Origin of the sequence: Bacterioplanes sanyensis (genome assembly GCF_002237535.1) — a bacterium.
GTDB classification, from domain to species: domain Bacteria; phylum Pseudomonadota; class Gammaproteobacteria; order Pseudomonadales; family Oceanobacteraceae; genus Bacterioplanes; species Bacterioplanes sanyensis_A.
Genome location: NZ_CP022530.1, coordinates 3,987,048 through 4,001,671 on the forward strand (window position 1 = coordinate 3,987,048; position 14,624 = coordinate 4,001,671).

Here is a 14,624-nt window from a genome sequence, read left to right on the forward strand (position 1 = left end):
ACCTCTGTTAAACCTCTTGTGAAGGTCTGAGCGGCCATAACCATGCGATGGCCAGGCCAAATATCAAGCCACCTAAATGCGCACCATGTGCGGTGCCACTCAGGCCGGGAAAGAGTGTGTCTGCAAACAGGGTAAGCAGCAGCCACACGATCATCAATGGTAATAAGCCGGCGGGCAATTGATAAGACTGCCCGCGTCGCTGGCGCATCCCTACCCAGCCCAGCAGCGCCAAAGTAATTCCAGAAGCGCCGCCAAAAGCCGGCCCGGCATACCACCACTGCACTACGTTACCGAGCAAACCACTGCTCAAAACCAGCAGCATTAGTACCCAGGCACCGTCCAAGCGCTCAATGCGCCTGGCCAGAATCCACCACCAAAAGCTGTTCATCACAATGTGCAGCAAGGAGAAATGCAACAGCGCCGGACGCCAGAGTGTCCACAATCCCATGTCCGCATACGCCGACCAGTGCCAACGTTGCTGCGGCCACAGCTCGGCGCCCAGCATCAGCCAAGGCTGCCACTCGGTGCTGATTTGCATCCAGCCATACACCAGCCATAACAGCAGCAAGCCAATGCTGGACACAGGCATCGCCGTCAGGCTCAGCAGTGCTTGCCAAGCACGAGCATCGTGGGCTGGCGGTTGTTGTTGCAACTGCCCTGCTTGCCACTGCTCTAACAGTGCTTTCACACGCTCAGCGTCTTCGGCTTCAGCCACCAGCAAATGCTGCTGCCCGTCTTCGACAATGACCCTATGAGCAACTCGCTCGGCCCACAGTTGTTTGGTCAGCGGTGACAAATCGACATTAAGATCGGCCACCAACACCCGTACAGCCGACATCAGCGCTCACTCTTTTCCACCCGCACCCAGGTGAACTTACCCGGCTGCAAACGGTGCTCAGTGTCCATGCGATAGGCCACTAAGCGTCCGTATTTCACCGCGCTGTAATCAAGACACGCGATATTCGGCACAATCGGCTCAGGTATGCCCGACATCCAATAATGGCCAATAAATAATGGTTTTTGATCCTCGCCGTAATACAACAGCTGCTGCTTTTCTTCCGGACTGAGCAGCGCATGCTGGATGTCTTCCGGCAGCGGGTCTGGCTGAAAAATCACATCACTGTATCGCTGCGGTTGGTGCTGCCAAAATTTGGTGCGAAAGAACTGGCGCACCATGCCATCTTTGGCGGTCATCGAACGGCCGTCCGGCAATTTCAATGACGTACCACGCAGCGTGCGATCCAAGAAGCGGTACAAAAACGACGACGTATCGACCGACTCCGGCAGCAATCCTTTGTGCAATTGGTTGCCGCCATAGCGGGCGATAAATTCATCGATCATGGCCTGATCCCAGCAGGCATGAATCACACGGAAGTGATCAAAATCGAGAAACAACGGCAACTCGGTAAACCACTCGAGCAACTCACGAAACTCACCCGGATAATTGGCATACTGCTCTAACGTTTGCTCGACGATGAAGTTGTTGCGCTCGGTGTGCGGGCGTAAGTAGCGTTGTCTGGAGCCCGCGGGAGCCTCGCTGCAATAGGTAACCACGTTGTATTCATGATTGCCCATCACGATTTCGGCATGGCCAGCGTCGACCATATCGCGCACCACATGACAGGCCAGGCGGATATTCGGGCCACGATCGACAATATCGCCAACAAACACCACCTTGCGCTTACTGTGTTGGTAAACGCCATTACGCTTGCTGTAGCCCATTTGCTCCAGCAGGCTGATAAGGGTATTGCCACAGCCGTGGATGTCCCCAATCAGGTCATAGCCCTGATGCATACTTCAGTCTCCGACGCTGCTATTCCAGCCCAGCTTGGTGCGGCAAATTTCGTAAAAGTTGTGATTCTTAGGATGAATCAGCTTCAGTTTGTGGGCCTTCTTGCGGATTGTAACACTGTCGCCAGGGGCACACGGGGTGTGGGTCTGACCGTCGCAGCTCACGGTTGGGTAGATGTCCTGACTGGCGTCGATGACGATTTTAATTTCACTTTTGCCATCCACCACGATCGGGCGGCTGGATAAGGTATGCGGGAACATCGGCACCAATACCAGCGCGTCCAAGCGTGGATGCATGATCGGGCCGCCGCCAGATAAGGCATAGGCGGTAGAGCCCGTTGGTGTCGAGACAATCAAGCCATCGGAGCGCAGGTTGTATACAAATTGCCCTTCAATGTACAAATCGAAGGCGATCATGCGCGCCGATTTACCCGGGTGCAGCACCACATCGTTCAGCGCCGCGCCACTGGCAATCGGGTTGCCTTCGCGTTTGATTTCGGCATCGAGTAAAAAGCGACGCTCTTCTACGTACTCGCCGTCCAGCACCGACTGCACCGCGTCGCACATTTGCTCGTCTGGACTGATGTCGGTTAAAAAACCCAGCCGCCCACGGTTAACGCCGAGCACCGGAACGTTGTATTTGGCCAGTGCGCGGGCAGCACCCAGCAAGCTGCCATCACCGCCGATCACAATCACCAAATCGCAAATTTCGCCCAGCAGACTGACACCCGAGACCTGCATGCCATGCCCTGGCATCACTTCAGCAATACGATCATCCAAGATGACGTGATAGCCTTCGTCAATCAGATACCGGTTAAGGCGCTTAACCGTTTCAATGACTTTGTTGCTGTTTAGTCGACCGATAATGCCAATATTGCGGAATTCTTCCATCACCTGTTCCATGCCGGGCAGAGTATGTGTCGGTCATGATACAGGAGTTTATGACACTTGATAGATCAGTCGATGCCTCTGCCAGCAGGCTATGCCCAACTTTCCCAAGCACAACAACAGTGGTATTGGAGTGTCTGTGGCCCGTCACTGCTGGACTGCCAGTGGTGCCCGGCAAGGCCGGATTGGCTCATCATTCCCGACTCGTTGCCCGAGCAGCCGCCAGAGTTTTCCAGCTCGCGCCTCGGCTTTCGCTTTGAGCAATTGTGGCAGCAATACTTTGCGTTAATGGCCATCGATGCGCGCTTTAACATCCAAGTGCGCTCAACCGAACGCACGTTAGGCGAGCTAGATGTCATCATGCGCGCGGATGAACACGCCATGCATCTGGAGTTGGCGTTAAAGTTTTACTTAGGTTTCGGCGATGACTGGATTGGCCCCAATCGACGCGACTATCTGGCCGACAAAATTCAACATACCCAGCAACGCCAATTGCCACTGGCGCAACATCCACAAACTCAACAAAGCCTAGAGCCGCAATGGCGGCCACAGCAGAGCCAAGCCTTGATGCGAGGCTGCTTATTCCACCCCGCCGACCCTGCGTACCAAGGCCAGCTGCCCAGCGAGGTCAACCCCGACCACTGGCGCGGCCACTGGTGTCATATGCATGCAGCAGATAGGTATTTGCCAGACGGCGACTGGTACATTCTGGCCAAACCGGATTGGATCAGCCCAGTAACCGCGCCGATCAGTGTCTCACGCGATGAGGTGTTGACGTATTGTCGCAGACATTTTCAGTCGCTGGATACCGGACTGTGTCTGATAAAAGTGCCCGCGGATGGCACTGCCTTGGTGGAACAGCAGCGTTGGATGCTGATGCCAGATCATTGGCCACGCTAGCAGCTGACTCTGTTAAACACAGGCTCTTTCAAACACAGCCGCTAGCGCTCACTCAGCCCGCGCCGGCCTTGCAGGCCACCAGTGTGAATCAGTAAGGTGGTTTTATCCGCCTCGCCATAGTGCTCGTATGCGTTCAACAGCTTAGCGGTGTACACAGGGTCAAGGGCAATCCCCTGTGTGTCGTAGCGGTCGATCAACTGACGCAACGCTGTGGGAATTTTGCCAAAGCCACCTCCGTGCATGTCATCAACAATGCGCCAGCGGCCGGGTACCTGCGCGGACCAACGTCGTAGCAGCTCGCCCTGGTCAGCGACCACATTAACCACCACCAGCTCGGTGTCCTCAGGCAATCCTGTGACGATGCCTTCGGCGGTGGTACCTGTCCCCGCCGCCAGCCACACCTGCTCATAACCTGCGCACCACTGCGCCAATGGCACACAACCCTCTACACCGTGTGGCCCCGAACCACCCTCGGGTATGAGGGTCGCTGACCAGCGCTGCTGCAGCTGCGCTAAAAAATCCGCCTCATGGCGCTGGCGATAGGTGTTGCGATCGACAAATACCAGCTCCATCCCCATGCGCTGGCAGTCAGCCAGCGTGGGAGTCAGCGCACAGTCCGCATAACCGCGCACGACAGCAATCGTGGGCAGCGACAACAGCTGGCCGCAGGCTGCCAATGCATGCAGGTGATTGGAATACGGCCCACCAAAACTCAACAATGCCGACGGCTTATGCGCCAAGCGAGATAGATGACCGTGTAATTTCCACGGTTTGTTGCCAGTGATGGTGTCGTGATCACTATTGAGCCAAAGTAAGTCGGTGTTAGTGTTCAGTGATTGAACGCGTGGCGGTTGCCGCAGCAACTCAGTGAGCGGCTGCAACCAGTGAGGGCCGTCCGGTGAAGTCATGATTTAAAAACGCTTTTTCACCCCAGAATTGGGATCCAGCGGAATGCCAAACTCATCTTGCTGTGCTTGGTTTTCTTTCGACAGCTCGTTGCTGAGGTTGTCTTCCGCCACGTATTGCTCACCGCGATACAAATCCGAGGTGCGTTGCGTTAACGCGCGGATGCGCTCGTTTTTCTCAGGGTACTGCAGATCACATTCGATCAGCAGTTTTTTAGCCGCTTTAAAATAGGTGCTGGCAGTGACGACATCAGAACGCTGTGCCGCCAAATCACCTTGTGCGGTGAAGGTATCGACTTCTTTTTCCAGCAACGTCAGGCGCAAGTAGCGGCGATACTCCATGCCAGCGGACTCGGAAATCACCTTGCTTTTAATCATCGGGCCCAGGGCTTTTAACACTTTAGAAAATTGAGACTTGGCGTAGCGAATTTCGCGGTCGCTTTTCAGCACCCGCCGCCGACCGGAGTTGGATTCGATCTGCTGTTTGTAATAATCGACGTCCAGCTCATCGCTGCTGCTGGTTTCCGCGGTCGCAGGCAATTCTTGGCGATACCGTTCATACAGGTACGCCGCGCGTTCCAGCATCAGCAGCTGAATTTCTTTGTGATTATCGACGGAGATCAAAAATTCCAGCGCTTCCAACAGCTCATCGGCGCGCTGGCGAATGGCTTTGGCTTGCAAACGCTTCACATGGTTTTGCTGCTGACGTCGCCCGGCATACACCAGCCCCAACAAAATCAACGCCACCGGCAAGGCTATGGCCACGACTAAACCGATTGCCGACATTCGTTGTGTACTCCTACTTCAAAGCTCTGTCTGGTTGCGTCGGGCGCGTTGGTAACAGCGCCACACCCACTCATAAGGATAGTCAATTCGCCCACCAATCTGTCAGCAGCGCAATCAAAGTGGGCTACATTGACTACAAAGTTCAGGGGCGTCAACTTCGAGATTTGGCTGGCACTTGGCGTGCCAATTCCGTGAAAACGCCATCACAGACGCACGAGCTGGGCTTGACCCACCCCGGGGGTAAGCCTATAAAGTGTCCGCTTCGGGCTCCTGCCATGGCAACAAACAATAGGTTTAGCAAAGGAATATGGGCAAATCGCTGGTAATTGTGGAGTCGCCGGCTAAGGCGAAGACCATCAACAAATATCTGGGCAAAGACTTTGTCGTGAAGTCCAGTGTCGGCCATGTGCGCGATTTGCCGACGTCCGGGTCGGGCAGCAAGTCCGACCCCAAAGAGCGAGCCAAACAAGCGGCGCTGACGCGAAAAATGTCGCCCGAAGAAAAGGCTGCACACAAGAAACGCAAAGCCAAAGAACAGCTGGTGGCGCGCATGGGCGTCGACCCGGAACACAACTGGCAGGCGAACTACCAGGTGTTGCCAGGCAAAGAAAAAGTGGTCGATGAGCTACAGCGACTGGCCAAAGATGCTGACCACATTTACCTAGCAACGGATTTGGACCGCGAAGGGGAAGCCATTGCCTGGCACTTGCGTGAGCTGATCGGTGGCAAAGAAGAGCAATACCGCCGCGTGGTGTTTAACGAAATCACCAAAAACGCCATTCAATCCGCCTTTGAGCAACCATCTGACCTCAATATGAATCGGGTGAACGCGCAGCAAGCGCGCCGCTTCCTCGATCGTGTGGTCGGCTTTATGGTCTCGCCACTATTGTGGTCAAAGGTGGCACGCGGGCTGTCTGCCGGGCGCGTACAAAGCGTTGCCGTGCGCTTGATCGTCGAACGTGAACGTGAAATTCGCGCCTTTGTGCCAGAGGAATATTGGGAAGCTTTTGCCGAGTTGGCCACGTCACAAGGCGAGCAGCTGCGTGCCCAAGTTACGCGACATCAAGGCGAAGAATTCCGCCCAAACAACGCCGAGCAAGCACACGCGGCAGTGGCCACGTTGCAAGGTGCGAGCTATCAGGTCGCCAAACGCGAAGATAAGCCAACCAGCTCGCGTCCTGCAGCGCCGTTCATTACCTCAACACTGCAACAAGCCGCCAGCACGCGCCTGAGTTTTAGTGTTAAAAAAACCATGACGCTGGCGCAGCGCCTGTACGAGGCGGGTTACATCACCTACATGCGTACCGACTCGACCAACTTGTCGCAAGACGCAATCGACAGTGTGCGCAGTTACATCGAAGATCAGCTCGGCAGTGACTACCTGCCCGAAGAGCCGCGTCGCTACAGCTCAAAAGAAGGCGCGCAAGAAGCGCACGAGGCCATTCGCCCGTCCGATGTGGCGATTCGTGCCGCTGACTTGAGCAGCATGGAACCAGATGCACAGCGTTTGTACGATTTAATCTGGCGTCGCTTTGTCGCTTGTCAGACCACCGACGCGCGCTTTACCAGCACCAGTATTGTGTTCGCCGCAGCCGATTACGAGTTACGTACTCGTGGCCGCGTGATCCGCTTTGATGGCCATTTGAAAGTGCTGCCATCACAGGGCAAAGGCGATGACGACATTTTGCTGCCCGATGTTCAGCAAGGCGACGTGCTGCAATTAAACGCCATTGAGCCGAAGCAACATTTCACCAAGCCATCGCCACGTTTTTCTGAGGCGGCGTTGGTGAAAGAGCTGGAAAAACGCGGCATTGGCCGACCATCCACATACGCGTCCATCATTTCGACCATTCAAGAACGTGGTTACGTCAGTCTTAAAGGCCGACGTTTTTACGCCGAAAAAATGGGCGATATTGTTACCAGCCGTTTGTGTGAAAGCTTCTCCGATCTAATGGATTTCAGCTTCACCGCCAATATGGAAGAAAAGCTGGATGACATCGCCGATGGCGATGTCAACTGGACCCAAGTGCTGGACGAATTTTATGGCGGCTTTCAGTCACAGCTGGAACAAGCCGAAGGCGACGACGGCATGCGCCCCAATACTGCCGTCGATACCGACATCGACTGCCCCGCGTGTGGCCGGCACATGCAGATCCGCACCGGTTCGACTGGCGTATTCCTCGGCTGCTCTGGCTACAACTTGCCGCCGAAAGAGCGCTGCACCCAAACCCTGAATCTGATTCCGGGCGAAGAAGCGATTGAAGCAGAGGAAGATGAAGAAGCCGAAAGCCGTCGCCTGATGGACAAAAAACGCTGCACCCTCTGTGATGCCGCTATGGACAGCTATTTGATTGACGAGCAGCGTAAACTGCATATCTGTGGCAACAACCCAGATTGTGCTGGCTTTGAAGTCGAGCAAGGTCATTACAAGATCAAAGGCTACGATGGCCCAACGTTAGAATGTGACCGCTGTGGCAGTGAAATGCAGCTCAAGTCTGGCCGCTTTGGTAAGTACTTTGGCTGCACCAACAGCGAGTGTAAAAACACCCGCAAGCTGTTGAAAAATGGTGAGCCAGCGCCGCCAAAAATGGACCCAATTGCAATGCCGGAGCTGGCCTGTCAGAAGGTCGACGACACTTACGTGTTGCGCGATGGCGCCGCAGGCTTGTTCCTAGCGGCCAGTCAGTTCCCGAAAAATCGTGAGACCCGTGCGCCTTTGGTAGCGGAATTGTTGTCGCATCAAGCGGAGCTGCCGCAAAAGTACCACTATTTATTGGATGCGCCGCGTGCAGACGATGATGGCAACCCAAGCGTCATTCGCTACAGCCGCAAAACCAAAGAGCAGTATGTGATGAGCGAGGTCGAGGGCAAGGCGACCGGCTGGAGTGCGTATTTTGTCGACGGACAATGGCAAATTCAGCAAAAAGCCAAAGCGAAAACCAGTAAAAGTAAGAAAAAATAGTGACCCAAACGCTCATATAAATCGGAAATAACGCTGATAGCGGCCACCAAACACCATTGCTAGGCTGATTTCTCCACCAAGGAGGAATCACCTATGCAATGGATTAAAACTGCAATTCTCGCTCTATTGGTTTGCTCAGCGGCGGCTTACGCCAATCCAGAGAAGACCGAACAGCTCATTAATATCAACACCGCCAGCGTCGAGCAGCTCAGTGCATTAAAAGGCATTGGTGCGAGCAAAGCCCAAGCGATTGTGGCCTATCGCGAACACCACGGGAAGTTCGCCACCACCGACGACCTAACCAAAGTAAAAGGTATTGGTAACGCGACGTTGCAATCCAATCGAGCGCAGTTAACGGTCGAATAAATAAAAAGAGCCGCTACTGCGGCTCTTTTTTTGCCAGCAACTGCTGCTGCCAGGCCATCACATCCTCAGCATTAAAAGGCCAATCTAGAGATTCGCCTGATGCCTCATCCAGCAACACAGGAATGCGCTGCGCAAACTGCTCTAACCACTCACTGTGTTCCACAATGTCCTGCTCGAACACATCAACCCGAATGTATCCGGCTAACGACACCAGCACTTGCCGGGCATCGTCACATAAGTGGCAGCCTTCGGTGCCCAATAACAGCCAAGCCATGGCGCAGTTCCCACAAAAAACCGCGAGTATACCTAGGAAAGTGCATCACTGGCCAAATCGCGCTGCGCCAACGCCTGATCCAAACCGTCCGAAAAGCTCTGCCAAATCGGCATACGCGACTCTTCTGGCAACAGCGCTGACATCATATCGCGCAGGCTTTGCTGTGGCTCAGCCAACGGGTTTGCCCGCTGCAACGCCTGCTCATAGGCCTCGCTATAAGCTGCCAGCGGCGCTTGTACCGCCTGCAACGGCTCGGGCAGTTCGGGCTTTTGTGCTGGGTAAAACGCTTGCCGTGCAACACTGGCTTGCTGGCGTAAATCCAAGCTCATCGATGCCAGTTGCTGACCGTCAAAGCCCAGCGACATGGCCTGCTCCAGAGCGCCGCCCAGATCACCGGCGAAAAACTGCTCGGATAAGGAATACACATCGGCAAACAAGGTATCCAAGGCGCTGCGCTCTTCGTCACTCAGCTGCCCTTCAACACTCATTTGAAAGCCAAGCTCTGCACTGCTGCGTAACGACAGTCGATTGTCGCCCACACTGGCTTGAGCAGAGCTGGACTGAGCAAAGCTAACACGCACACGATCACCATCACGTGTCACCACCTGCAAACTCATTTGGTTACTGACCGACAGCTGCGCCGAAGAAGAGACCGCCTGTTCGGCGGGTGCAAACAGCTCGGCTGATGGGTCCTCTGCCAATGCATCAAGGCCAGCGTCCACCAACTCGCGTCCTGCGGCAATCTGGCTTTTCAGTTCATCGTCCAGCATGCCCATGCCGTCGAGCATGTCTTGCGCTTGGCGATAGCCCTTTTCGATTCCCTCGCGCGCCGCATCGAGGCGCTGCTGTAAGCGCTCACTATCGCCGCCTTGCGCTTGCAGTTGCTGTAACCCGCGCTGAACGAAGTTGAGGATATTGGCAGCTGTCTTTTCGGCGCTTTGCGGTTCAGAGCGTACGATGCCAGCCACTTTGCCAACAGCGCTATTATCTGCAGCAGGCGCTTCGGTGCGAGCAGCCGGGGAAGACGAATTGAGTGACGAACGAGCGTATGCGGACGGGGGAATTTGAATGGCCATAAGCACCTCCTGATGCAGCTTCTTCAGTATATCGGCGAATCAGGAGGTGACTTGAAAGAAATCCAGGGCAAAAAGTCAGTATGACTACAAAACGCTCACTCAGTAGCTGATGGCGCCTTGTTTGAAGTCATCACTCAGGTCCGTTGGCCAGCACGCCTGGTGCTCATCGATGGCCTTCAATACCTCATCGCTGCTGCTGTGTTTGAGCTCCGTGTGGCGCAGCGTTTTGTAGCACGCCTTGAGTGCTTCAGCGTCCATCGCCATTAACTCGGCATTGCTGAACACCCCTGCTTCAGCCAGCGCACGCCGGGCATCGCTTAAATCTGCTTGCGCGGCCAAGTGTTCCACCAAAGGCTGGATAAGATTGTTACTGTGATTCATCGTCGGCTCCCTTTGCCAAACCATCAGGTTATACAATGGCCTGTTCGCACTCAGAGAGCCAGTAACTGCAGAAAAGACAGCTGTGATTAGTACTCAACAGCTTTAGCGCTGTGGGCGCGCTTGCTGGTGCGATATTCCACCGGGGTTTGATGGGTCCAGCGCTTAAAAGCACGGTAAAACGTGCTCGGCTCTGAAAAACCGGTCAGATACACAATTTCATCGATGCTTTCGTCCGTGTCGGCCAGCAATCGCTTAGCCAGGTTGCAACGATAGTCGGCCAACAGCTGGTTAAAATTTGTGCCAGCTTCGGCCAGTCGAGTGCGCAAGGTGCGCGCCTTAATGCCCAGCCGCGACGACACCGACTCCAACGTTACCTGACCGCTTTCAAGCATTTCACCAAAGGCTTTGTACACCTGACTAACGATGTCTTGGCGCTCCAGCCGTGCGACATGTTCACTGGCCAAGCGCTCATGCAATTGCAGCAGCTCTGGCTCGGCCAATGAGGACGGCAATGCTAGTAGCTGCCGGTCGAAGTACAACCGGTTTTCCGCCATGGAAAACTGAATCGGGCAGCCAAACAAACGTTGATGTTCGCCAGTCGATGCCGGTGCGTCATGGGAAAAATCGATGCGAGCCGGGGCAAACGCGTTGTCAGTGACAAACTGAAAGAAGCGCACCAACCCAAGCCCCAAGCATTCGTTCAGCTGCCTTAAACCGGCCACACGGCCACTGCTGCTGTCGACCTGAATGTAAGCCAGACCGTCGGCTTCACCAATGGTGGACTGCGATGCATCGCTGAGCAGACGCTGATAATTCAATGCACGGGTGAGGCCATCTCCGAATGTCGCACTGGAAAGAAACAAGTATTGCAACACCTGGCCGCTGTAGACCGGCATGTGCTCACCCAAATGCAGCCCGATATCGGCGTCTGCAGTCTCTTGCTCCATCACCTGCCAGAACATCAGTTGCGCCTCGTGCGGGGTGCGCACATGACGATCCTGGAGCAACTCCGGCGTGACGCCCAAGCGCTTCATCATATGCTGCTGATCCAATCCCATACGCTGCATGGCCTGGAAAGCCAGCTGAATCATGATGCCCGAGTCGCGCAGTTCCGCCATTCCGCCTGACATAAGTGCTTGAAATTCCTGAAACAGAAGCTCGATTTTGCCAGATAAGCCGGACAGAGCAAGCGCCAATTGACTGTTCTGACAACGGCCTTGGTTGGCCACTGCCAATGGCGCGATGCACAAGACGCCTACACTGAAGAAAAAAAGAGAATCACGCCATGCACCTCGCCACTCCCATGCAATATCACCAACCGCCCGGCTTATGGTCACAATATGTGCGCGCACTGCTCGCGCGTGGTAATGGCAAACCAGTGCCGCCCATGCCATCACTGGAAGCAGCCTTAATCCGCCAGCGCTGCGACCCAACCAAAGTGGCCGAGTACGCTAAGGTATGCGGTTTTAATCAGCACACATACTTGCCATACACCTACCCACACATTCTGGCGTTTCCACTGCACCTTGAACTCATGCTGCACCCGGAGTTCCCATTAGCACCCATGGGACTGGTGCATGTACGCAACCAGATCACACAGCACCGGCCGATTGCCGTCACCGAGGCATTGGATATCCGCTGTTTTCTTGGCGCCAGTCAGCACAGTGACAAGGGTCTGGAGTTTGATTGCGTGACCGAGGTACGAGTGATGGGTGAACTGGTGTGGGAAAGCGTCAGCACTAACTTGGCACGCAGCCAGACGGCCAGCAGCAAGAAAAAAACAACTCCGCCCACACCTGCAGCCTTCGATCATCAACAAAGCTGGCATCTACCCAGCAATCTGGGGCGCCGCTATGCGCGGGTATCTGGCGACTCCAACCCGATTCACCTGTATCCGTTCAGCGCGCGTTTGTTTGGCTTTAAACAGCACATTGCCCACGGCATGTGGACCAAAGCCCGAACCGCCGCAGCACTGACCAATATGGTCGACATGAGCCAGGGGCAACTGACGGTGCAGTTTAAACAACCGATCTTTTTGCCCGCCGATATCGCTCTGCATTACCAACCGGAGGGCAGTAACGTTAGCTTTGAGGTCCGTGCACAAAACAGCCGCATTCACATGACGGGCCACTGGCAAGGCCACTGAGTCTCCCACGTCACAGCCTCGCCCAGCGATGGCGAGTGCTGTGCACCACTGGTATGATCCTTCAAGCGCCCACCGCGGCCAACAATAACAACAATGACTTCTCACGGGATCGCCCATGGCACCTTTCAGACTAGTAGCCGCAAGCCTGTTGCTTTGCTCGGCCTCGAACCTCTATGCCGATGGAGGCTTTGTCAGCCTGCAAACCGGCATCACCGACTCACAAGACATGGACAGCTTTGGCACGCCAGTCAAAGTGAACTTTGGTCCGAACATCACCGATAGCCTGGCACTGGAGTTTGGCCTGCTGGACATGGGTGAAGCGGGCTACGACGACCCTAGCATCGACTTCAGCGAAGCCGACCGCGAACAAGCCCCGGTATTCAGAGGTGTTGGCAGCGGCACAGTGTCTCAGCAAAGCGCGAATGACGACGAGCCTGCCTCCAGCACCTATCGCGGCCTGAGTACCATTCGACCACAAGGCTTTTTGGTCATGCTGCGCTACCGTATTCAGCTACTCGAGCAGCTCGATTTTTTCCTCAAAACCGGCGCTAACATCTGGTCTGGCGATTATCAGCAAACTGAAATCACCGCTCAGGTCGATGCATCAGGCGAACCTGTCGTCACTCAGGTAAAAGGCAAACAAGGCAAGGCCTCAGCCGTAGATCAGATCACCGGCGGTGGCTTTATCTGGCATGCTGGCAACGGCTTTGCCGCACGGGCAGAGCTGGTCACCACCGCACTGGACAGCCAGGACTTTGAACGGGTTCGCTTTCAGCTGGTCACTCTAGGAGTACACTATGAATTCTGACCCTATGCTCAATAAAAAGCCTTGATCGGCGAAAACGCTTTCTATATATACCTGCGTCCCTGGCCTTTACCGGGCCCTGATGACGCTGAGAAAGTGTGACTGGGGTCACGAGGATCGAAATTTATTGTTGGCCGGTTACAACAAGACGCAATATGTGACAGATTTTGTCACCCACGATAACTATAATGGTTATTATTAGCCAAAAGGGTGGCAAAACACGCCACTACCGGTCGCTCAACATGGTGAATACAGTCCGACGCCTATGAACACGGAACAAGGTTACATATCTACGGCCCTGATTAGGCCACTGCTGGACGTTGCCGGACCAGCCTTCTTCGACGCCGATCACGACGATGACGCTGCGATCCAGCGAGTGTTGAAGCATCTGCGTGATCCCGACGGACGCGTCAGCGTTCAAGACGCTGACCAGCTGATCAGTCGCATCATCCGCCAAACCGGCAATGAAGCCCTGTGTGTGCAACCGGCACACAAGTTCAGCGCCCATGGTAGTTGTCAGCTGCAACACCTGTTTTTGTGCTGCAACACACTGCGCGAAGCACTGTATTACATGGAGAAGTTCTCTTCTCTGTTGTGCGATCAACTGGAAGTGCAGGTGACCCGCACACGCGACAACATCATCAAAGTGAAGCTGCCAGTGCCAGACAATTTCATTCTGGCTGCAGAGCGCCATCGCAGTGAAATTGTGATCAGCACGCTGTTAAATTGGCTACGCCAATTGTGTGGCCAAGATCTAGCAGTTGAAAGCATCGCACTGCCCTTCCCTGCAACCCAATACAGCACGCAATACGAGCGTCAGTGGCGCAGCAAAATTGAGTTCAATAGCGATGAGTGCTCCATCCAGTTCCACAGTCGCTGGTTAGACGAAGGCTTGCACAACACCAACCCTCATATTCTCAATATGATGAAGCGTGAGGTAGAAGAGCAATATCGCAAGCTGGCCCGCTCGGGCTCATTGGCTGAGCGCATCCGTAAAGCCCTGGCGCAAAACAAAGTACGTCTGAATGCCAACCAGCAAGAAGTGGCCGACTATTTTCATATCAGTGCACGGACATTGAATCGTCACCTACATAAAGAAGAGACGTCACTTAAGCAAATCGTCACGCAGGTGCGGATTGAAACTGCCAAGCGCATGCTGATTGACAGCAATGACAGCATTGAGCAGATTGCTCTGCACATTGGTTTATCCGGTCGTCGCACGTTGGATCGCATTTTCATCAAAGAGATGGATCAAAGCCCAGCGCAGTATCGCCAAAACCATCGCAGCATTCCTACCACGCCACATCTGGCGGTCAACGCTTAGTCTGTGCAGGGCAACCGCCC

General features: G+C 54.7%; 15 protein-coding genes. 6 read left to right on the top strand and 9 right to left on the bottom strand.

Features of this window, described 5'->3' with window-relative positions; genetic code table 11:
* Positions 1-7 precede the first annotated feature (7 nt).
* From CHH28_RS18305 to CHH28_RS18315, 3 genes are read right to left on the bottom strand one after another with little or no spacing between them, the layout of a single operon-like run.
* Positions 8-838, bottom strand: a complete 831-nt coding sequence (locus tag CHH28_RS18305) for a rhomboid family intramembrane serine protease (RefSeq protein WP_094061664.1) — start codon at positions 836-838, stop codon at positions 8-10.
* A complete protein-coding gene (locus CHH28_RS18310) occupies positions 838-1,794 on the bottom strand; it encodes a metallophosphoesterase (RefSeq protein ID WP_094061665.1) in 957 nt (318 codons plus the stop codon). Before CHH28_RS18310 ends, CHH28_RS18305 begins: the two co-directional genes overlap by 1 nt.
* A gap of 3 nt (positions 1,795-1,797) precedes the next feature.
* A complete protein-coding gene (locus tag CHH28_RS18315; RefSeq protein ID WP_094061666.1) occupies positions 1,798-2,682 on the bottom strand; it encodes an NAD(+) kinase in 885 nt (294 codons plus the stop codon).
* Positions 2,683-2,739: 57 nt separating this feature from the next.
* On the opposite strand from CHH28_RS18315, the gene CHH28_RS18320 reads away from it, so the two are divergent.
* The gene (locus tag CHH28_RS18320) at positions 2,740-3,579 is read left to right on the top strand and encodes a DUF1853 family protein (RefSeq protein ID WP_157730000.1); all 840 of its coding nucleotides are present in this window, start codon (positions 2,740-2,742) and stop codon (positions 3,577-3,579) included.
* Between the two features lie 41 nt (positions 3,580-3,620).
* Here the strand turns inward: CHH28_RS18320 and CHH28_RS18325 are convergent, their stop codons facing one another.
* A complete protein-coding gene (locus CHH28_RS18325; RefSeq protein WP_094061668.1) occupies positions 3,621-4,487 on the bottom strand; it encodes a 1-aminocyclopropane-1-carboxylate deaminase/D-cysteine desulfhydrase in 867 nt (288 codons plus the stop codon).
* Between the two features lie 3 nt (positions 4,488-4,490).
* The gene (locus CHH28_RS18330; protein WP_094061669.1) at positions 4,491-5,270 is read right to left on the bottom strand and encodes a hypothetical protein; all 780 of its coding nucleotides are present in this window, start codon (positions 5,268-5,270) and stop codon (positions 4,491-4,493) included.
* Positions 5,271-5,577: 307 nt separating this feature from the next.
* Between CHH28_RS18330 and topA the strand changes: the two genes are divergently transcribed.
* Together topA and CHH28_RS18340 are read left to right on the top strand one after the other, a co-directional pair.
* On the top strand, positions 5,578-8,232 hold the full coding sequence (gene topA / locus CHH28_RS18335; RefSeq protein ID WP_094061670.1) for a type I DNA topoisomerase: 2,655 nt from the start codon (positions 5,578-5,580) through the stop codon (positions 8,230-8,232).
* Positions 8,233-8,325: 93 nt separating this feature from the next.
* Complete coding sequence (locus CHH28_RS18340) at positions 8,326-8,598, top strand: ComEA family DNA-binding protein (RefSeq protein ID WP_094061671.1); 273 nt, start codon at positions 8,326-8,328, stop codon at positions 8,596-8,598.
* A gap of 13 nt (positions 8,599-8,611) precedes the next feature.
* Here CHH28_RS18340 and CHH28_RS18345 read toward each other — a convergent pair whose 3' ends face one another.
* From CHH28_RS18345 to CHH28_RS18360, 4 genes are all read right to left on the bottom strand, one after another.
* The gene (locus CHH28_RS18345) at positions 8,612-8,872 is read right to left on the bottom strand and encodes a glutaredoxin family protein (protein WP_094061672.1); all 261 of its coding nucleotides are present in this window, start codon (positions 8,870-8,872) and stop codon (positions 8,612-8,614) included.
* Between the two features lie 32 nt (positions 8,873-8,904).
* Positions 8,905-9,948 (bottom strand): DUF5610 domain-containing protein, encoded by a 1,044-nt coding sequence (locus CHH28_RS18350; RefSeq protein ID WP_094061673.1) that lies wholly within the window; start codon positions 9,946-9,948, stop codon positions 8,905-8,907.
* A gap of 99 nt (positions 9,949-10,047) precedes the next feature.
* A complete protein-coding gene (locus tag CHH28_RS18355) occupies positions 10,048-10,329 on the bottom strand; it encodes a hypothetical protein (RefSeq protein ID WP_094061674.1) in 282 nt (93 codons plus the stop codon).
* An 86-nt stretch (positions 10,330-10,415) separates the two neighbouring features.
* Complete coding sequence (locus CHH28_RS18360; RefSeq protein WP_269843673.1) at positions 10,416-11,459, bottom strand: AraC family transcriptional regulator; 1,044 nt, start codon at positions 11,457-11,459, stop codon at positions 10,416-10,418.
* A gap of 155 nt (positions 11,460-11,614) precedes the next feature.
* On the opposite strand from CHH28_RS18360, the gene CHH28_RS18365 reads away from it, so the two are divergent.
* The 3 genes from CHH28_RS18365 (at position 11,615) to CHH28_RS18375 (ending at position 14,604) form a co-directional block, all read left to right on the top strand.
* Positions 11,615-12,475, top strand: a complete 861-nt coding sequence (locus CHH28_RS18365) for a MaoC family dehydratase (protein ID WP_094061675.1) — start codon at positions 11,615-11,617, stop codon at positions 12,473-12,475.
* A gap of 115 nt (positions 12,476-12,590) precedes the next feature.
* Positions 12,591-13,283 (top strand): hypothetical protein, encoded by a 693-nt coding sequence (locus CHH28_RS18370; RefSeq protein WP_094061676.1) that lies wholly within the window; start codon positions 12,591-12,593, stop codon positions 13,281-13,283.
* Between the two features lie 262 nt (positions 13,284-13,545).
* On the top strand, positions 13,546-14,604 hold the full coding sequence (locus tag CHH28_RS18375) for an AraC family transcriptional regulator (RefSeq protein ID WP_094061677.1): 1,059 nt from the start codon (positions 13,546-13,548) through the stop codon (positions 14,602-14,604).
* Positions 14,605-14,624 lie beyond the last annotated feature (20 nt).